Here is a 17,461-nt window from a genome sequence, read left to right on the forward strand (position 1 = left end):
GAGGTCGACGCGCTCGGCAGCGCACTTGCGCGCCAGAGCGCGGCGGGTGGGGGGCTCTCTCCTCTGGGGGAGTCTCTTTGTGGAGAGACCCCCACCCCAACCCTCCCCCGCAAGCGGGAGAGGGGGCAGAGCGGGGTGCGCGGAGATAGCCAGCCTAACCTTACCGGTTGTTACAACGAAACGCCTGGCGGAATGTCCGCCTCGGTCACGCCCACCAGCTCCATGTTGGTGATGATCGCGTTGCGGATGAAGCCGAGGCCCTTGTTGAAGTCGATCCAGGTGTTGACGTAGTCGCGCCAGGTCTTGTCGGTCTCGCGGCGGAAGCCGGCATTCGAGGTGGTCGCGAAGATCGGCGTCGGCAGCACGAGCTGGCCGAGCGAGGGGTTCTTCTTCAGCACGGTCAGCGACAGCATGGTGATCAGGCACTGCGCGTCGACGCGGCCGGTCTGCAGCGCGGCGGTGGCGTCGTCCGCCGTCTTCAGCCGCGTGATCTGCGCCTTCGGTGTCAGGCGGCTGACGACCTGATCGTGCGAGGAGCCCTGGTCGACCGCGATCTTGATGTCGGGCGAGTTCAGCTCGGCCCAGCTCTTCGGCTTGAAGTCCTTCTTGCAGAGGATAGCGAAGGCGTTGTTGAACACCGGCACCGAGAAGTCGACCACCAGCGCGCGCTTCGGGGTCGGGTTGAGGCCGAAGAAGATGTCGATCTTGTTGGCCTGCAGGTCGAGCACCGAATTGCCCCACGTCGTCTCGGTGATCTCGAGCTCGGCCTCCATGTCGTCGGCGAGCCCCTTGGCGATGTCGATGTAGAAGCCCTTCCACTGACCGCTGGAGAGATCCTTCATGTAATAGGGCGCGCCGCCGCCGACCGCGCCGATCCGCATCTTCTTGGTGCGGCGGATGCGGGCGAAGGTCGATTCGTTCGGATCGGCGGTCTGGGCCACGGCCGGCGAAGCCAGCGCGGCCGCGGTCATCGCGCCAAGTCCGACAATCGATGCAACATCACGACGTGTAACCATTGGGATCAATCGCTTTTCTGGTTGGGACAGGTTCCGGCAGGTTCATACCAAGGCAGCACCACCAGTGAAAGCACAGCCTATCGGCTGGGCAGATCGGGAATTGCCCGGATGCTGGGCAGGCGCCGTCAATCAAGGGCGATAGCCGCTTGCTTTCCGCCCCTTTTGGCCCCAAATAGGGACCGGGAGATTGGCGGTGGACGAGCCACTCGCCAACCGGGTCAGGTCCGGAAGGAAGCAGCCCTAACGAGGTCCGGATCGGGTCGCTCGTCAGTCTCCTACCTGTTTTTCGAGCGAACCAGCGCCGGCGGCACCAGCCGCCAGCGCGCTCCTTTCCGCAAAAGCCGGCCAAGAGACATTTCATTGCGGATCGACCGATGACCGACGCTGGCGCCCCTCCCAATCCCGACAGCGCCGGCCAGGCCGGCAACGCGCCCTACCGGGTGCTGGCGCGCAAATACCGTCCTTCCAGCTTCGATGATCTGATCGGCCAGGAAGCGGTGGTCCGCACCGTCTCCAATGCGTTCGAAACCGGGCGGATTCCGCAGGCCTGGATCCTCACCGGCGTCCGCGGTGTCGGCAAGACCACCACCGCGCGCATCCTGGCCCGTGCACTCAACTACGAGATGCCTGATGGTTCGGTGAAGGGCCCGACCATCCACATGCCGACCCTGGGCGTGCATTGCCAGGCGATCATGGAGAGCCGGCACATGGACGTGCTGGAGATGGACGCGGCCTCGCACACTGGCGTTGACGACGTCCGCCAGATCAATGACAGCGTGCGCTACGCGCCGGCCAGTGCGCGCTACAAGGTCTACATCATCGACGAAGTCCACATGCTGTCGACGGCGGCATTCAACGCCTTCCTGAAGACGCTTGAGGAACCGCCGGAGCACGCCAAGTTCGTGTTCGCGACCACCGAGATCCGCAAGGTTCCCGTCACCGTGCTGTCGCGCTGCCAGCGTTTCGACCTGCGCCGGGTCGAGGCCGACGTGCTGATGAAGCATCTCGCCAACATCGCGGCGAAGGAAAGCGTCGAGATCGAGCCCGAGGCGCTCGGCATCATCGCGCGCGCCGCCGAAGGCTCGGTGCGTGATTCGCTGTCGCTGCTCGATCAAGCCATTGCCCATGCGGCTGGCACCGTGAAGGCCGATGCGGTCAGGCAGATGCTGGGGCTCGCCGATCGCACCCGCGTCATCGACCTCTTCGATTCGCTGGCGCGCGGCGACATCGCCGCCGCCTTCAAGGAGTTCCGCGACCAGTACGACGTCGGCGCCGATCCCATCGTCGTGCTCTCGGACCTCGCTGAATTCGTCAATTTTGTTACCCGCGTGAAGGTCATTCCGGCGATTGCCGACAACGTCGCCTATGGCGAGACCGAGCGGGTTCGCGCGCGGGAGTTCGCCTCGAAAATCTCGATGCGCGTGCTGTCGCGGATGTGGCAGATGCTGCTCAAGGGCATCGCCGAGGTGCAAGCCGCGACGCGCCCCGCGGCGGCCGCCGAGATGGTGCTGGTCCGCATCGCCTATGTCGCCGACCTGCCGACGCCGGACGAAGCGATCAGGATGCTGGAGCAGAATGGCGGCGGCGCGCCGGCCGCGAGCGGCGGCGGTGCTGCACGCAGCGTACCGGCCGCGCCGACGGCGTCCGCAGCGCCTGTTCGCATGCCGACCTCGTCGCCTTCGTTTGGCGGTGGTGGTGCGCGGCCGCAGATGGCGGCACCTGCGCCGGATCCGCAAGGTGCCGCGCCGGCGTTGCGCATCACGAGCTTCACCCAGCTCGTCGCGCTGGCCGGGCAGAAGCGCGACATCATGACCAAGAGCGCGCTCGAAGGCGACATGCGGCTCGTCCGTTTCGAGGAGGGCCGGCTGGAGGTCGCGCTCGAGCCGAACGCCTCCAAGACCATGATCTCGGAGCTCGCGAAGAAATTCGAGCTGTGGACCGGCCGGCGCTGGACGGTAATCGTCTCCAATGAGCAGGGCCAGCCGACGCTGCGCTCGGTGAACCAGGCGGCGAAGCAGGAGCATGCCCGTACCGCGGAGGCCGATCCGCGCGTGCGGGAGGTGCTATCGCGTTTCCCCGGCGCGAAGGTTGTCGAGGTCCGCAGGCTTGCCCCCGAGACGCCGGAAGCCAATATAAACGCTGACTATGGCAGTGACGATCCGCCCGACGGTTCCGACGGCGACGATCTCTGAGCCCATCTTTTCCAAGGACGAGCACCGATGGCTGATTTTCTCGGCATGATGAAGCAGGCGGCGCAGCTGCAATCCAAGATGCAGGAGATGCAGGAGCAGCTGGCCAACGTGGAAGTCGAAGGCATCTCGGGCGGCGGCCTCGTCGCCGTGCGCATGACCGCGAAGATGGACGTCAAGGGCATCAAGATCGATCCTTCGCTGATGAAGCCGGAAGAGCGCGAAGTGCTCGAAGACCTGCTTGTCACCGCGCTCGGTGATGCGCGCCGCAAGGCGGAGACCGCGATGCAGGAGAAGATGCAGTCGCTGACCGGCGGGCTCGGCCTGCCGCCGGGGTTGTTCGGCCAGTAAGATGGGCGCGGTTGCAGGTCCCGAAATCGAGCGGCTGGTGCAGCTTCTCGCGCGGCTGCCGGGCCTCGGTCCGCGCTCGGCGCGGCGCGCGGCGCTGCATCTGATCAAGAAGCGCGAAGCGCTGATGATGCCCCTGGCCTCGGCCATGCAGGTCGCGCTCGACAAGGTCCAGGTCTGCAAGACCTGCGGCAACATCGATACGCAAAATCCCTGCACCGTCTGCACCGATCCCAAGCGCGATGACGCCATCATCGTCGTCGTCGCCGACGTCGCCGATCTCTGGGCGCTGGAGCGCGCCAATGCGACCCAGGGTCGCTATCATGTGCTGGGCGCGACATTGTCGCCGCTCGACGGCGTCGGCCCGCAGGATCTGACCATCGACGCGCTGGTGGCGCGCGCGCATGATTCTCGGGTGCACGAAATCATCCTGGCGCTGAATGCGACGGTGGACGGCCAGACCACGGCGCACTACATCACCGACCTGCTCCAGGACGCCAACGTAAAAGTAACCCGGCTGGCCCATGGTGTGCCTGTCGGTGGCGAGCTTGATTATCTCGATGAAGGTACGCTATCGGCCGCGATGCGGCAGCGTACCCTGTTCTAGCCATCCAGACTTTACGGAACGGACGACATGACGAAACTTTTCGCCACACGCTTGGCTTTGGTCGCGACGATGATGCTGCTGGCGAGCCCGGCCATCTCCGCGCAGCAGGACGACGGGGCGCCGCCGCCGTCCAAGCCCGGCAAGCCGATCAACGCCGGCGAGGTGTTGTCCGGCGAGTTGAACGCCTTGAAAGTGCGCGACGTCAAGAATGCCGGCAAGCGGGTTGCGACCTACCAGATCACGTCCGAGCCGCGCCGCCTGCCGCCGCCGAACGGGCTGTGCAATCTCGAGACCGGGCCCGAGACGTTCCAACTCGTTCCGAGCGGCGATGCGCAAGCGGCGCAGCTGAAGACGTTCGTCGGCAAGGAAATCTCGGTCAAGGTCGACGAAGTCGCCTGCGCCAGCGATCCCGGCCAGATGAGCGAAGCCGTGATCACGAAGTGGAGCCTGATCAAGAAGCAGTAGGGGCGGCGAGGCGGGATGCCGTAGGGTGGGCAAAGCGAAGCGTGCCCACCACCTCTCTCGAATTCCTGGCGCGATGGTGGGCACGGCGCGTTGCGCCCTTTGCCCACCCTACGAGACCATCACACCCTGACCGGCCCCAGCGCCTCGAAGTGCCCGCGCTTCTGCAAGTACGCCAGCAGTACCAGGCTCGGGATTGCCACCAGCACGCAGATCACGAAGAACAGCGGCCAGCCGGTCGTGTCCGCGACATAGCCCGCACTCGACGACAGATAGGTCCGCCCCACCGCCGCGAGCGCGGTGAGCAGCGCATATTGCGTCGCCGTGTGCAGCGGGTTCTGGCAGAGCGCCGAGAGGTAGGCCACGAAGATCACGGTGCCGATGGCGCTGGTGAAGTTCTCGGCGCAGATCGCGAGCGCCAGCGCCCATTGATTGGTGCCGACCACTGCGAGCCAGGCAAAGGACAAATTGGCCAGCGCCTGCACCACGCCACCGATCCAGAGCGACATTGCCAGCGGATAGCGCCGCGCGACGAAACCACCGGCAAACCCGCCGATCAGGGTCGCGGCGAGGCCGACGCCCTTCACGATCGCCGCATAGTCGTTGCGGGTGAAGCCGAGGTCGATCACGAACGGCGCCGTCATCGTGCCCGAGAAGGCATCGGTGAACTTGAACAGAACGACGAAGGCGAGCGCGGCGAGTGCGTCCTTGCGCGACAGGAATTCGGAGAACGCGCCGATCGCCGCGCTCAACACACGCGCAAATGCGGTCTCGGTTTGTGTCGCAGCTTCCGCCTGTGCGGATTGCGGCGGCTCGGTCGCGGCCAGCGCGGTGATCGTGCCGATCAGCACCATCGCGGCCATCACCACATAGCCCCACATCCACGCCGAGGTGCGGGGTATGCCGGTGCCTTCGAAGCCCGAGACGATGAACAGCGCGCCCGCGGTCGAGACCAGCATTCCGATGCGATAGGCCGCAACGTAAGCCGCCATACCGGCAGCCTGCTCGCTCTCCGGCAGACTCTCGACGCGGAAGGCGTCGACCACGATGTCCTGCGTCGACGATGTCGTCGCCACCAGCAGTGCGCCGAGCGCGACGTAGAACGGCGAGCTGGCCGGGTCGGTCATCGCCAGCAGCAGGATCGCGACGATCAGGAGAAGCTGCGAGAACAAAAGCCAGCCGCGCCGCCGCCCGAACGCCCGGGTGAACAGCGGCACATGCAGCGCATCCACCAGCGGGGCCCACAAGAATTTCAGCGTGTAGGGCGTGCCGACCAGCGCAAACAGCCCGATGGTCTTCAGGTCAACCCCGGCCTCGCGCATCCACACCAGCAGCGTCGAGCCCGACAACGCCAACGGCAGGCCGGAGGAGAAGCCGAGAAACAGCACGATCAGCACCCGCGGCTGCAGGTAAACGGCAAGGCTGTCGCGCCAGGAGGCGGCGGGGGCGGAGGTCGCGGCGGGGGAGGTCGCGTCGGGAGCGGTCATGGGGCGGTGTTAGCAGATTCTGGCCGTGATGCCTCGTCTCCCTCTCCCCGTTCTTACGGGGAGAGGGCGGGGTGAGGGGCCTCTCTCCGCGGATGAAGTCGCGGAGGGACCCGTACCCCCTCACCAGGATCGCACCGGACGATGCTTTGCATCGCCGAGGCGATCCGACCTCTCCCCGCAAGCGGGGAGAGGTGAAGATGTCACTCCCCCGCCTGGAGCTTCCGCGGGAACAGCTCACCCGCGCCCGTCGCCACCAGCCGCGGCCCTTCCGCATCGCTCTTGCTGAAATCGAGCTCCTCGATGCGTCCTGCGCGCTTTTCGATCTTGTCGGCGGAGATCAGGATCTGGCGGACGTCCTCGTTCGCGTCGGAAAAGTGTTTCTGCAATTTGACCACGCGGTCGCGAAGGCGGCCGAGATCGTCGCCGAGCTTGATCACTTCGGTCTGAATCTGGTCGGCGGCATCGCGCATGCGCGCGTCCTTCATGATCTGCTGCATCACCTGGATCGCGAGCATCAGCAGCGAGGGCGACACCAGCACGACGCGGGCGCGATAGGCCTTCTGGATCACGTCGTCGAAGCCGTCATGGATCTCGGCGTAGACCGATTCCGACGGCACGAACATCAGCGCCATCTCCTGGGTCTCGCCGGTGACGAGGTATTTTTCCGCGATGTCGCTGACATGCTTCATCACGTCGCCGCGCAACCGCTGCGTGGCAACGCGCCGCTCCTCGTCGGTGCGGGCGTCGTGCAACGCCGTCATCGCCTCCAGCGGAAATTTCGCGTCGATGCAGAGCGGGCGCTGGTCGGGCAGGAACACGACGCAGTCCGGCCGCTTTCCCGTCGAGAGCGTGAACTGGAACTCGTAAGCGCCCTTCGGCAGACCGTCCTGGACGATCGCCTCCATCCGCGCCTGGCCGAAGGCGCCGCGCGACTGCTTGTTGGCGAGCACGTCGCGCAGGGTCGTCACCTGGGTGGTGAGATCGGTGAGGTTCTTGTGGGCGCTGTCGATGATGCCGAGCCGCTCGTGCAGCGCGCGCAGGCTTTCCATGGTGTTGCGGGTCGAGTGCTCCATCGATTGGCCGACGCGATGGGTTACCGAATCGAGCCGCTCGTTGACCGCGCGCGCCATCTCGGCCTGGCGTCCGGCCAGCGCCTGGGTCATGGCGTCGACCCTCCCAGAGGATTCGCTCTGGGCGCGCAGCACCTCGCTGAGGCGCTCCTCGAGCTCGTCGGCCCGGATCGCATGCGCCATCGCGAGTTCCGCGCCGCGCCGGCCCGAGCGGGCGATCACGACGGCAATTACCACCAGGAGGATGAGGACGAGGGCGCCGAAGCCGATCAGCGCATCGATCGTGCGCACCGGCCAGTCGCCCAACATGAAAATGATCTCGTTCATTCCGCCCTTCTAGCCGATTCGCTGGACTCCCGCGAACGAAGAGGGAACGGCGGCGGTTAACGACCCCCTAATTTTTATGGTTAACGAAAGCTGAAGTTTTATGGTTAGCGGGAGGTTGACGAGGTTCCTCTCCGCATTGACCGCATCCGGCATGGGGCTTAAATCGCGGCTATGGCCCTCAGAGAAATCATCATCCTGCCCGACAAGCAGCTGCGTCTGGTCTCCAAGCCGATCGAGAAGGTCACGCCGGAGATCCGCAAGCTTGCCGACGACATGTTCGAGACCATGTACGACGCGCCCGGCATTGGCCTCGCCGCGATCCAGATCGCGCAGCCGCTGCGGCTGATCACCATGGACCTCGCCAAGCGCGACGAGAACGGCGAGACCACGCCGCTGCCGCGCGTCTTCATCAATCCCGAGATCGTCGCCTCGTCCGAGGAACTGTCGGTCTACGAGGAAGGCTGCCTCTCGATCCCCGAATATTACGAGGAGGTCGAGCGCCCTGCGAAGGTGCGCGTGCGCTTTACCGATCTCGACGGCAAGGTGCACGAGGAGGACGCCGAAGGCCTCTATGCCACCTGCATCCAGCACGAGATCGACCACCTCAACGGCGTCCTGTTCGTCGACTATCTGTCGAAGCTCAAGCGCGACCGCGTGATGAAGAAGTTCGAGAAAGCCGCCAAGCGCGCGGAGTGAGTAGAGCTCGGCTCTCTCACGTCGTCATGGCCAGGCTTGACCCGGCCATCCACGCCTTGCTTGCTTTGTCGCCAAGACCGTGGATGCCCGGGACAAGCCCGGGCATGATGGGGAATCAGAACTCTCACCGAACGCAGCCACATGCCCCTCCGCCTGATCTTCATGGGCACGCCCGATTTCTCCGCGCCGACGCTGCTCGAACTCGTCGCGCATGGCCACGAGATCGTCGCCGTCTACACCCGCGCGCCGAAGCCCGGCGGGCGGCGCGGCCTGCAATTGCAGCCGACGCCGGTCGAGGAGGCTGCGCGAAAGCTCGGCATTCCCGTGCTGACGCCGAAGACGCTAAAGACCCAGGAAGCGCTCGACGAGTTCAGCGCGTTCGACGCCGATGCCGCCGTGGTCGTCGCCTATGGCATGATCCTGCCGCAGGCGGTCCTCGATGCGCCAAAACTCGGCTGCTACAATCTGCACGCCTCGCTGCTGCCGCGCTGGCGCGGCGCGGCGCCGATCAACCGCGCCATCATGGAGGGCGATGCCGAGAGCGGCGTGATGGTGATGAAGATGGATGTCGGTCTCGACACCGGCGATGTCGCCATGGCCGAGCGCCTCGCAATCACCGACAACATGACTGCACTCGATTTGCACGATCGTCTCTCCCGCCTCGGTGCCGATCTGATGGTGCGGGCGATGGCCGCGCTCGCCCGCGATGGGCTTCAGCTCAAGAAGCAGAGCGAGGACGGCGTTACCTATGCCGCCAAGATCGACAAGGCGGAGGCGCGGATCGACTGGAGCAAGCCGGCGCGTGCCGTGCTGCGCCACATCCACGGCCTGTCGCCGTTTCCCGGCGCCTGGGCCGAGCTTGCCGGCGTCAGCGAGAATGCGCGCGTCAAGATCCTGCGGTGTGAATTGGCGAAGGGGTCGGGCGCGCCGGGCGAGGTGCTCGATGACAAGCTCACCATCGCCTGCAGCGAGGGCGCCATCCGCATCATCGAGCTCCAGCGCGAAGGCAAGGGCCGGATGCAGGCCGCGGACTTCCTGCGCGGCGTGCCGTTGAAGGCGGGAGCGAGGTTCACCTAGTCAACTCGTCATACGCGGGCTTGACCCGCGTATCCATCTTCTAACAAAACTCTTTCCCAGGCGATGGATTGCCGGGTCAAGCCCGGCAATGACGTCGGATAGAGCTGGATTGAGATGCCCCGCTACAAGCTCACCATCGAATATGACGGCGCGCCGTTCTTCGGCTGGCAGGTGCAGGACACGCTGCCTTCGGTGCAGGGCGCGCTGGAGGCGGCCGTGAAGGCGATGACCGGCGCGGATTTGCGCGTGCATGGCGCCGGCCGCACCGATGCGGGAGTGCATGCGCGTGGCCAGGTCGCGCATGTCGATATCGACAAGCAGTTTCCGCCGGGCCGGTTTCGCGACGGGCTCAACGCGCATCTGCGCCCGCATCCGATCGCGGTGCTGGAAGCGGAGATCGTGCCTGACGCGTTCGAAGCGCGCTTCTCCGCGGTGAAGCGCCACTATCGCTACCGCGTCATCAACACCCGCGCCAACCTCGCGCTCGACATCGGCCACGCCTGGCGCGTGCCGCGCCGGCTCGATGCCGATGCGATGCGTGCGGCGGCACAGCGTCTGCTCGGCAAGCACGATTTCACCACGTTCCGCGACACCGAATGCCAGGCCAAATCGCCGGAGAAGACTCTCGATCAGCTCGACGTGCTCCGTGATGGCCGCGAGATCACCATTGTCACCTCGGCGCGCTCGTTCCTGCACAGCCAGGTGCGCTCGATGGTGGGCTCGCTGGTCTGGGTCGGCGAGGGCCGCTGGACCGCCGACGATCTCTCCGCAGCGTTAGAGGCGCGCAACCGCACCGCCTGCGGCATCGTCGCCCCGCCGGACGGGCTGTATCTGATGAAGGTGGATTATTAGAGCCTTATGCTGTCACATCGTCATGACCGGGCTTGTCCCGGACATCCACGATCTTTCTTGTTAGCGGCAGCAAAGAACGTGGATGGCCGGGACGAGCCCGGGCATGACGGTGGGCTTGGCGGAAAGCGCCCTACTCAAAATATCGCGTCAAAATCCCGCGGTAGACCTGCGTCAGCTTCTCCAGATCCTTAACCGGCACGCGCTCGTCGACCTGGTGCATGGTCTGGCCGACGAGACCGAATTCGATCACCGGGCAATAGCTGGAAATGAACCTTGCGTCCGAAGTGCCGCCTGACGTCGACAGCTCGGGCTTCCGCCCCGTCACCTCCTCGATCGCGGACACTGCGAGATCGGTGAACGGGCCGGGCTTGGTAACGAACACGTTGGAGTTCGAGGGCTCCCAGACGATGCGGGCCTTAATGCGGTTGCCGCAGGCTTTTGTCAGCCGCGTCTCGACCAGCTCGCGCAAGGAGGCCTGGGTGTGGTTGTCGTTGTAGCGGATGTTGAACTTGGCGCGGGCCTCGCCGGGGATGACGTTGTTGGCTTTATTCCCGACGTCGACCGAGGTGAACTCGAGATTGGAGGCCTGGAATTGCGCGCTGCCATGATCGAGCGGCTCGTCGGAGATCGCCACGATCAGCCTGGAGATGTCAGGCACCGGATTGGAAGCGCGATGCGGATAGGCGACGTGGCCCTGCACGCCGTCGACATAAAGCGTGCCGGATTGCGAGCCGCGACGGCCGACCTTGATGGTGTCTCCGAGCGTCTCGACATTGGAGGGCTCGCCCAGCACGCAATGGTCGAATTTTTCGCCGCGCTCGGCCGTCCATTTCAACAGCTTGATGGTGCCGTTGATGGAGACGTCTTCCTCGTCGCCCGTAATCAGGAACGAGATCGAGCCCTTTCCGTCGTTGCGCGGCTTGCCGTCATTGGCGGCGAGATGCTCCAGCACCGCCGCCACCGAGCAGGCGATGCCGCCCTTCATGTCGACCGCGCCGCGGCCGTGCAGGATGCCGTCCTTCACCTCTCCGGAGAACGCACCGACGCTCCAGGCGCTCTCGTCCCCGGGTGGCACCACGTCGGTATGGCCGGCAAAGGTGATGTGCGGGCCTTCGGTGCCGATCCGCGCATAGAGATTGTCGACGTCGGCGGTGCCTTCCTCGCTGAAGGTCACGCGGTGGCAAGTGAAGCCGGCGGCGTTGAGGGCTTTTTCGAGCACCCCGAGCGCACCGGCATCTTCCGGGGTTACCGAGGGGCAGCGGATCAGATCGCGGGCAATGGAGAGAGCATCGGTCATGCGCCCCGCTTAACATGCATGCCGCCGGGTGGGCTAGCACGGGGCGGGACAATTTCGATCTCGCGGCTCTGGTCCCAGCCTTTCGCAGGGGAGGCGGCGGATGCCGAACTGTCCTCGATATCGAGGAGCGGATCAGGGCCGAACCGGTTGTGGCCCGAGGTGCCGGACCGGCAGAACATTTCGACGAGGCCACACAGCCACAGCAGTGCGGCAGTCAGGTTGAGCGAAAATATCCAGCTTGATTTGGGCAGCAGGTCCGCGAACTGGCTGAACAGGCCGGGCAGGAAGAAGAACGGAACGATCCACCAGCCGCTCTTGTCGCGGTCATGGAGTCGCTTGATCGCCGTCGCGAGATAGATCCAGAAGAACAGCGCCATGCCGGACGCCTTGAGGATCGAGCCCGCGAGATCGGCTGATGCCAGCGCGTGGGAGACGCGGGGGTCGACCAGCTTGAAGAGGCCGTCGAGACCGAAGTCGAAATCGAACTCAATTCCGAGCTTCAGGGTGGACCTCGTCCCTCCGGCGATCCCGATGACTTGACCGGCAATCTCCAGCAAACCCGCCAGCAGCGCGACGATCAGCAGCGCCTGTCACAGCAACGCGCGGTTGATCCGACCGTCGAAGCGGAACAGATACCAGGTCCAGTCCATACGAACGGCTCCGGGCGGGAGGAGCCGCCCGAGGATTGGTCGCGATGGAGGGAGGGTGGGTTCGAACCCGTCATCCTGAGGTGCGAGTGGCGCGATGCAAAGCATCGCGCCGGGAGCCTCGAAGGATGCACGGCCCAGGTGTTGCGGCAGCCGGGCCATCGCCCTTCGAGGGCCGCCGAAGGGGCGGCCACCTCAGGGTGACGGTCAGAGAGCGGGGCTTGTGGCCTCAGCTCAATCCCGCAGCAGCTCGTTGATGCTGGTCTTGGAGCGCGTGCGCTCGTCGACGCGCTTGACGATGACGGCGCAAGCGGTGCTCGGGCCGATCTGGCCGTTCTTCATCGGCTTGCCGGGCAGCGCGCCGGGCACCACGACGGAATATTCGGGCACTTCGCCGATGAAGACCTCGCCGGTCTCGCGGTCGACGATCTTGGTCGAGGCGCCCAGGAACACGCCCATCGCCAGCACCGCGCCCTTGCGCACGATCACGCCCTCGGCGACTTCCGAGCGCGCGCCGATGAAGCAATCGTCCTCGACGATCACGGGCTCGGCCTGCAGCGGCTCGAGCACGCCGCCGATGCCGGCGCCGCCGGAGATGTGCACGCGCTTGCCGATCTGGGCGCAGGAGCCGACGGTGGCCCAGGTGTCGACCATGGTGCTCTCATCGACATAGGCGCCGAGATTGACGAAGGACGGCATCAGCACGACGTTCTTGGCGATGAAGGCCGAGCGGCGGACCACCGAACCGGGCACGGCGCGGAAACCGGCGTCGCGAAAACGGTTCTCGCCCCAGCCTTCGAACTTCGAGGGCACCTTGTCCCACCAGGTCGCCTTGCCGGATCCGCCGGGAATGACGCCCATGTCGTTGAGGCGGAACGACAGCAGCACGGCCTTCTTCAGCCACTGATTGACCTTCCACTTGCCGTCGCTGCCGCGCTCGGCAACGCGCGCCTCGCCCTTGTCGAGAATCTCCAGCGCCTGGTCCACGGCCTCGCGCACCTCGCCCTTGGTCGAGGTCGAGATGCCGTCGCGTGCGTCGAAGGCGCTGTTGATGGTGGATTCGAGGGCTTGGAGGGACATCGGGATTTCCTCTGGGGAAGGCGTGGTTTCGTGTGAATTGGAGCGCTTTTTCGGGATTTGGCGGGGCGGAGTCAAGGCATACTCCGCTGTCGTCCCGGACAAGCGTAGTGGCCCCCGTAGCCCGGATGGAGCGAAGCGCAATCCGGGAAAGCCTCTCCGCCGCGCGAATTATCCCGGATTTCGCTTGCGCTCCATCCGGGCTACGGGCTCACCGCGAGAGCCTTCCCAAAAACCCCGTCAGATCATCCGTGACGTGGTCGACATGGGCGGCATCCCGGCCTTCCAGTTCCCAGTCCTCCCGCATCACCTCCTTCGTTCCGTCAGGCACCACCAGCACGGTGGTCATGCCGAGCTGGTGCGGGACGGTGAGGTTACGGGCGAGGTCCTCGAACATGGCGGCTTTGGTCGGATCGACCGCGTGGTCGGCGAGGAATTTCTGATAGGTCTGCGCCGCCGGCTTCGGCTCGAACTGGGCGGCGATGATGTCGAACACGCCGTCGAAATGCGAGGCGAGGCCGAGACGCGCCAGCACCGCATCGACATGGTCGACCGAGCCATTGGTCAGGATCAGCTTGCGCCCCGGCAATTTTGCAATGGCTTCGCCGAGCGCAGGGTTCGGCTCCAGTGGCGAATGGTCGATCTTGTGGACGTAGGCGAGATAGTCGTCGGCGGAAACGCCATGCAGGGTCATCATGCCGCGCATCGTGGTGCCGAAGCGCAGGTAATAATCCTTCTGCAGTTTTCGCGCCTCCGCCGGCGTCACCTGCAGCCAGCTCGACACGAACTCGGTGATCCGCACATCGACCTGCTGCCACAGATTGACGTGATGCGGGTAGAGCGTGTTGTCGAGGTCGAACACCCAGGTGTCGACGTGGTTGAAGGTGCGGGGAGATTTCATTACAGCTCTCTCGATCACGGCACCGCAAAGCGCAGCGTCTTGCCACCGCTCGACATGTCCACCGCGCCAAAGCCGGTCGCCGCGAATCCGCGCGCGCCGCAATCGGTCTGCTCAACGGTCTCGAACTTGGTCTCGCGCGTGCAGAGCTGCCTGTCGCCGCCCCAGTTCAGCGGCCGGTCCTTCAGCTTGACGGCGCGGTTGTCGGCGTCGACGGCTTCCGCGAAGCTGAAGATCTGCTTCGGTTGACCGGTCACATCAGGGTGCAGGCACGTCTTGGGATCGATGCGATACCAGCCGCGGCTGGTCACGGACTTGCCGTCGTCGGTTGCGATCGCCGCCATCACCTTGTGCGGCGTGTCGTTGCACCAGGTGAGGCCGGTCGTGGACGGCGTCTGCACCGCATCGACCATGGTCTTGAAGAAGTTTTGCGAGCCCACGATGTCCGACGACAATCCGCGGCTCTTCAGGAACGCGGCCAGGGCTGCCTGCGTCTTCGGTCCGTCGACGCCGTCGATCGGCGCGGCGTCGTAGCCCGCGATCACCAACAGCCGCTGGATGCCGGCGAGGCGGGCCTGCTCGTCGTCGTACTCGGAATCCTCGGCGAGATACGCAATGAGGTTGCCGTCGGCTCCTTGCGCCGGCGTCACTTGCGTAAACGCAGCCTGGGTCTGGCCGCTGCGGCATTGCCGGGCCGCCGCGATGACGAAATTGTCCTGCGCCACGCACAGCATGTCGCTGCCGTTCTGCGGAATCGGGGAGGCGCCATAAACGCCGAGCGCGCGGGCGTTGAGCAGGATGCGATCGGCGGTCAGCGTGCCTTGCACCACCACGCGGCAGGTGGCGGGATCGACCCTGAACCAGCCGCGCGTCGCCGTCGCCGCCTTGTCGTCGATGCCGATCGCGGCCTCGACGACATAGGACATGCGGTTGCAGATCTTCAGATCGGCGAAGGCCGGCACCGACGAGAAGACGAACGAGACGGCCGCGGCCGGCAGCGCCATCAGGAAGCGGGTCAGGGGTGAACGGCGGGAGCGCTGAGCCCTCCGCCCGTCATGGCCGGGCTTGTCCCGGCCATCCACGTCATTGCCACGAGAAGAAAGATCGTGGATGCCCGGGACAAGCCCGGGCATGACGGCTTTCGTGCGTGGCGTCTCTCGCATCACTTGTGGATCAGCGTTCCCGTGCCCTGGTTGGTGAAGAGCTCGAGCAGCACCGCATGCTGCATCTTGCCGTCGATGATGACGACGCCCTCGACGCCCTGCTCGAGCGCATAGATGCAGGTCTCGACCTTCGGGATCATGCCGCCGGAAATGGTGCCGTCGGCGATCAGCTTGCGGGCATCCTTGACCGACAATTGCGGGATCAGCTTCTTCGACTTGTCGAGCACGCCGGGCACGTCGGTGAGCAGCAACAGGCGTTTGGCCTTCAGCGCGCCGGCAACCGCACCGGCAAAAGTGTCGGCGTTGACGTTCAGCGTCTGGCCGTCCTTCGAGGTTGCGAGCGGCGCCAGCACCGGGATCAGCTCGTAGCCGATCAGCTGGTTGAGCAGCGTGAGGTCCACCTTCTCGGGATCGCCGACGAAGCCGAGATCGATTGCCTTCTCGATGTTCGAGCCCGGATCGATGATGGTCCGCGTCGTCTTCGACGCCTTCACCATGTTGCCGTCCTTGCCGGACAGCCCCACGGCCTTGCCGCCGGCTTCGTTGATGTAGCCGACGATCTGCTTGTTGACGGAGCCGGCGAGCACCATCTCGACGATCTCGATGGTCGCCGCATCGGTGATGCGCAGGCCGGCGGCGAATTCCGAGACGATGCCGAGGCGCTTGAGCATGGTCGCGATCTGCGGCCCGCCGCCATGCACCACCACCGGATTGATCGCGGTCTGCTCCAGCAGCACGATGTCGCGGGCAAAATTCTTCGCGGTCTCCTCGTCGCCCATGGCATGGCCGCCATATTTGATGACGATGGTTTCCTCGTCATACTGCTGCATATGCGGCAGCGCTTCCGACAGGATGCGGGCCTGGTCGAGCGGGGAGATGTCGGTCATGTCACGGATCTCGCTGGCGGGACTGGAGCGGCCTGCGTTCTATCCGATTGGCGGGCGTGGCGCAAAGTGTGGTGTTCGCTCTTACCCTCCCCTGGAGGGGGAGGGTCGGTCGCGCGAGCGCGGTGGGGTGGCGGTCTCTCCGCGCTGGACAGTGTCCGAGTGGAGAGATCACCCCACCCCGGCTCATATTTCGCTACGCTCAACATGAGCCGACCCACGGGCGAGCTACCCGCGTCCCGGACCCCTCCAGGGGAGGGTAAGAAAGAGCGTCACTTCCTCGCCACCACCGCCGCCGCACTCACCGCCAGCCACCCCAAGATCATCACCGTCCCGCCCGTCGGCGCTGCATATGGAAACAGCGAGTGTCCGGCATATTGCCGCAAGGTGAGGTCGCCCGCGAACAGCACGGCGCCGATCACGAAGCCGAATGCGCCGATGAGGCCAATTCCGCCGTGCAGAAGGCCGCGCGCGAGCAGGGCGACAGCTGCAAGTATGGCAGTTGCATGAAACAGCAGCATCGCGCTGGCCGAGGCCAGCCGGCTCGCATCGCCGCCATGCGCCGAGGCGGCGGCCAGCGCGACGCCGGCGGCGCCCATCAAACCGGCAAGTCCGATCAGCAGGCGCTGCGCCACCATTACGAAGCCCGCTCTTCCAGGAGTTTCGCCATCGCGGCGCGCAAGCTCTCCATGCCGGTCGAGCTGCGTGACGAGGTCGCGAGCACATTCGGGAACGCGGCCGGATGCTTGGCCAGCGCCGCCTCTGTTTCGGCGATGCGCGATTGCAGCTCGGAGGCCTTCACCTGGTCGGCCTTGGTCAGCACGATCTGGTAGCTGACCGCGGAGCGGTCGAGCGTCTTGAGGACCTCGAGGTCGACCTCCTTGAGGCCATGCCGCGCGTCGATCAGCACGTAAACGCGCGCAAGCGAGGCGCGTCCCAGCAGGAATTTGTGGATCAGCTCGGTCCAGGACGCGACCTGGCTCTTGGGCGCCTTGGCATAGCCGTAGCCGGGCATGTCGACCAGGCGCAGGTCGGTCTTGCCGGGGACCTCGAAGAAGATCAGTTCCTGGGTGCGTCCCGGGGTATGCGAGGTGCGCGCCAGCGCGTTGCGCCCCGTGAGCGCGTTGATCAGGCTCGACTTGCCGACATTGGAGCGCCCGGCAAAGGCGACCTCCAGCCCCGCCATCGGCGGCAGCGTCTGGATCGAGGGCGAGGCCCAGATGAACTGCCAGTCACGCGCGAACAGCTTTCGCCCGGCCTCGATCAGCTTCGCATCTTTGTCGTCGGTCATGCCGTTCATCCGACCACTCTATCCTCTCGTCATGGCCGGGCTTGTCCCGGCCATCCACGCCTATCGGCGCGGC

At 65.4% G+C, this 17,461-nt stretch carries 18 protein-coding genes and 1 other RNA gene; 8 read left to right on the plus strand and 11 right to left on the minus strand.

The genetic code is table 11. The features are described from left to right. Positions 1-170: 170 nt before the first annotated feature. Positions 171-1,016 carry a transporter substrate-binding domain-containing protein gene (locus RAD04_RS19725; RefSeq protein WP_028140845.1) on the minus strand — a complete coding sequence of 282 codons (846 nt, stop codon included), beginning with the start codon at positions 1,014-1,016 and terminating at the stop codon, positions 171-173. A 182-nt stretch (positions 1,017-1,198) separates the two neighbouring features. On the opposite strand from RAD04_RS19725, the gene ffs reads away from it, so the two are divergent. From ffs to RAD04_RS19750, 5 genes are all read left to right on the plus strand, one after another. After that, positions 1,199-1,295, plus strand: an RNA gene (gene ffs, locus RAD04_RS19730) — signal recognition particle sRNA small type. 95 nt (positions 1,296-1,390) lie between these two features. Continuing rightward, positions 1,391-3,208: a DNA polymerase III subunit gamma/tau gene (locus RAD04_RS19735; protein WP_461625081.1), complete on the plus strand. Its 1,818-nt coding sequence runs from the start codon at positions 1,391-1,393 to the stop codon at positions 3,206-3,208. Between the two features lie 27 nt (positions 3,209-3,235). Continuing rightward, positions 3,236-3,556 (plus strand): YbaB/EbfC family nucleoid-associated protein, encoded by a 321-nt coding sequence (locus tag RAD04_RS19740; RefSeq protein WP_028140843.1) that lies wholly within the window; start codon positions 3,236-3,238, stop codon positions 3,554-3,556. 1 nt (position 3,557) lies between these two features. Beyond that, on the plus strand, positions 3,558-4,160 hold the full coding sequence (recR, locus tag RAD04_RS19745; RefSeq protein WP_018320788.1) for a recombination mediator RecR: 603 nt from the start codon (positions 3,558-3,560) through the stop codon (positions 4,158-4,160). A 27-nt stretch (positions 4,161-4,187) separates the two neighbouring features. Continuing rightward, positions 4,188-4,625 (plus strand): hypothetical protein, encoded by a 438-nt coding sequence (locus tag RAD04_RS19750; protein WP_018320787.1) that lies wholly within the window; start codon positions 4,188-4,190, stop codon positions 4,623-4,625. Between the two features lie 119 nt (positions 4,626-4,744). Here RAD04_RS19750 and RAD04_RS19755 read toward each other — a convergent pair whose 3' ends face one another. Together RAD04_RS19755 and RAD04_RS19760 are read right to left on the minus strand one after the other, a co-directional pair. Continuing rightward, a complete protein-coding gene (locus tag RAD04_RS19755; RefSeq protein ID WP_461625082.1) occupies positions 4,745-6,109 on the minus strand; it encodes an AmpG family muropeptide MFS transporter in 1,365 nt (454 codons plus the stop codon). A gap of 200 nt (positions 6,110-6,309) precedes the next feature. Beyond that, positions 6,310-7,506 carry a DNA recombination protein RmuC gene (locus RAD04_RS19760; protein WP_461625083.1) on the minus strand — a complete coding sequence of 399 codons (1,197 nt, stop codon included), beginning with the start codon at positions 7,504-7,506 and terminating at the stop codon, positions 6,310-6,312. A 171-nt stretch (positions 7,507-7,677) separates the two neighbouring features. Between RAD04_RS19760 and def the strand changes: the two genes are divergently transcribed. The 3 genes from def to truA all read left to right on the plus strand — a co-directional run bounded on the left by def (position 7,678) and on the right by truA (position 10,131). Continuing rightward, positions 7,678-8,202, plus strand: coding sequence for a peptide deformylase (def, locus tag RAD04_RS19765; RefSeq protein ID WP_063693218.1), 525 nt, complete (start codon positions 7,678-7,680; stop codon positions 8,200-8,202). 141 nt (positions 8,203-8,343) lie between these two features. Further along, positions 8,344-9,279 carry a methionyl-tRNA formyltransferase gene (gene fmt / locus RAD04_RS19770; RefSeq protein WP_461625084.1) on the plus strand — a complete coding sequence of 312 codons (936 nt, stop codon included), beginning with the start codon at positions 8,344-8,346 and terminating at the stop codon, positions 9,277-9,279. A 114-nt stretch (positions 9,280-9,393) separates the two neighbouring features. Further along, entirely contained in the window at positions 9,394-10,131 is a 738-nt protein-coding gene (truA, locus tag RAD04_RS19775) for a tRNA pseudouridine(38-40) synthase TruA (protein ID WP_461625085.1), read from the plus strand. A 130-nt stretch (positions 10,132-10,261) separates the two neighbouring features. Here the strand turns inward: truA and dapE are convergent, their stop codons facing one another. From dapE to yihA, 8 genes are all read right to left on the minus strand, one after another. Beyond that, positions 10,262-11,428 carry a succinyl-diaminopimelate desuccinylase gene (gene dapE / locus RAD04_RS19780; protein ID WP_461625086.1) on the minus strand — a complete coding sequence of 389 codons (1,167 nt, stop codon included), beginning with the start codon at positions 11,426-11,428 and terminating at the stop codon, positions 10,262-10,264. Next, the gene (locus tag RAD04_RS19785; protein ID WP_461625087.1) at positions 11,425-11,985 is read right to left on the minus strand and encodes a DUF805 domain-containing protein; all 561 of its coding nucleotides are present in this window, start codon (positions 11,983-11,985) and stop codon (positions 11,425-11,427) included. Before RAD04_RS19785 ends, dapE begins: the two co-directional genes overlap by 4 nt. Positions 11,986-12,309: 324 nt before the next feature. After that, complete coding sequence (gene dapD, locus RAD04_RS19790; protein ID WP_028140835.1) at positions 12,310-13,155, minus strand: 2,3,4,5-tetrahydropyridine-2,6-dicarboxylate N-succinyltransferase; 846 nt, start codon at positions 13,153-13,155, stop codon at positions 12,310-12,312. Positions 13,156-13,363: 208 nt separating this feature from the next. Then, a complete protein-coding gene (locus tag RAD04_RS19795) occupies positions 13,364-14,053 on the minus strand; it encodes a pyrimidine 5'-nucleotidase (RefSeq protein ID WP_461625088.1) in 690 nt (229 codons plus the stop codon). A gap of 14 nt (positions 14,054-14,067) precedes the next feature. Continuing rightward, positions 14,068-15,054 carry a DUF1036 domain-containing protein gene (locus tag RAD04_RS19800; RefSeq protein WP_461625305.1) on the minus strand — a complete coding sequence of 329 codons (987 nt, stop codon included), beginning with the start codon at positions 15,052-15,054 and terminating at the stop codon, positions 14,068-14,070. Between the two features lie 158 nt (positions 15,055-15,212). Next, a complete protein-coding gene (gene argB / locus RAD04_RS19805) occupies positions 15,213-16,100 on the minus strand; it encodes an acetylglutamate kinase (RefSeq protein WP_091955477.1) in 888 nt (295 codons plus the stop codon). Between the two features lie 269 nt (positions 16,101-16,369). Continuing rightward, entirely contained in the window at positions 16,370-16,735 is a 366-nt protein-coding gene (locus RAD04_RS19810; RefSeq protein WP_461625089.1) for a DUF423 domain-containing protein, read from the minus strand. Continuing rightward, positions 16,735-17,388 carry a ribosome biogenesis GTP-binding protein YihA/YsxC gene (gene yihA, locus RAD04_RS19815; protein WP_018321163.1) on the minus strand — a complete coding sequence of 218 codons (654 nt, stop codon included), beginning with the start codon at positions 17,386-17,388 and terminating at the stop codon, positions 16,735-16,737. Before yihA ends, RAD04_RS19810 begins: the two co-directional genes overlap by 1 nt. Positions 17,389-17,461: the final 73 nt, after the last annotated feature.

The organism is Bradyrhizobium sp. 25ACV, assembly GCF_054863005.1.

Bases quoted from the DNA above. Each gene is read 5' to 3' on its own strand.
- RAD04_RS19725 (WP_028140845.1), bottom strand. From the start codon at position 1,016: ATGGTTACACGTCGTGATGTTGCATCGATTGTCGGACTTGGCGCGATG.
- RAD04_RS19735 (WP_461625081.1), top strand. From the start codon at position 1,391: ATGACCGACGCTGGCGCCCCTCCCAATCCCGACAGCGCCGGCCAGGCC.
- RAD04_RS19740 (WP_028140843.1), top strand. From the start codon at position 3,236: ATGGCTGATTTTCTCGGCATGATGAAGCAGGCGGCGCAGCTGCAATCC.
- recR (WP_018320788.1), top strand. From the start codon at position 3,558: ATGGGCGCGGTTGCAGGTCCCGAAATCGAGCGGCTGGTGCAGCTTCTC.
- RAD04_RS19750 (WP_018320787.1), top strand. From the start codon at position 4,188: ATGACGAAACTTTTCGCCACACGCTTGGCTTTGGTCGCGACGATGATG.
- RAD04_RS19755 (WP_461625082.1), bottom strand. From the start codon at position 6,109: ATGACCGCTCCCGACGCGACCTCCCCCGCCGCGACCTCCGCCCCCGCC.
- RAD04_RS19760 (WP_461625083.1), bottom strand. From the start codon at position 7,506: ATGAACGAGATCATTTTCATGTTGGGCGACTGGCCGGTGCGCACGATC.
- def (WP_063693218.1), top strand. From the start codon at position 7,678: ATGGCCCTCAGAGAAATCATCATCCTGCCCGACAAGCAGCTGCGTCTG.
- fmt (WP_461625084.1), top strand. From the start codon at position 8,344: ATGCCCCTCCGCCTGATCTTCATGGGCACGCCCGATTTCTCCGCGCCG.
- truA (WP_461625085.1), top strand. From the start codon at position 9,394: ATGCCCCGCTACAAGCTCACCATCGAATATGACGGCGCGCCGTTCTTC.
- dapE (WP_461625086.1), bottom strand. From the start codon at position 11,428: ATGACCGATGCTCTCTCCATTGCCCGCGATCTGATCCGCTGCCCCTCG.
- dapD (WP_028140835.1), bottom strand. From the start codon at position 13,155: ATGTCCCTCCAAGCCCTCGAATCCACCATCAACAGCGCCTTCGACGCA.
- RAD04_RS19795 (WP_461625088.1), bottom strand. From the start codon at position 14,053: ATGAAATCTCCCCGCACCTTCAACCACGTCGACACCTGGGTGTTCGAC.
- RAD04_RS19800 (WP_461625305.1), bottom strand. From the start codon at position 15,054: ATGGCGCTGCCGGCCGCGGCCGTCTCGTTCGTCTTCTCGTCGGTGCCG.
- argB (WP_091955477.1), bottom strand. From the start codon at position 16,100: ATGACCGACATCTCCCCGCTCGACCAGGCCCGCATCCTGTCGGAAGCG.
- RAD04_RS19810 (WP_461625089.1), bottom strand. From the start codon at position 16,735: ATGGTGGCGCAGCGCCTGCTGATCGGACTTGCCGGTTTGATGGGCGCC.
- yihA (WP_018321163.1), bottom strand. From the start codon at position 17,388: ATGACCGACGACAAAGATGCGAAGCTGATCGAGGCCGGGCGAAAGCTG.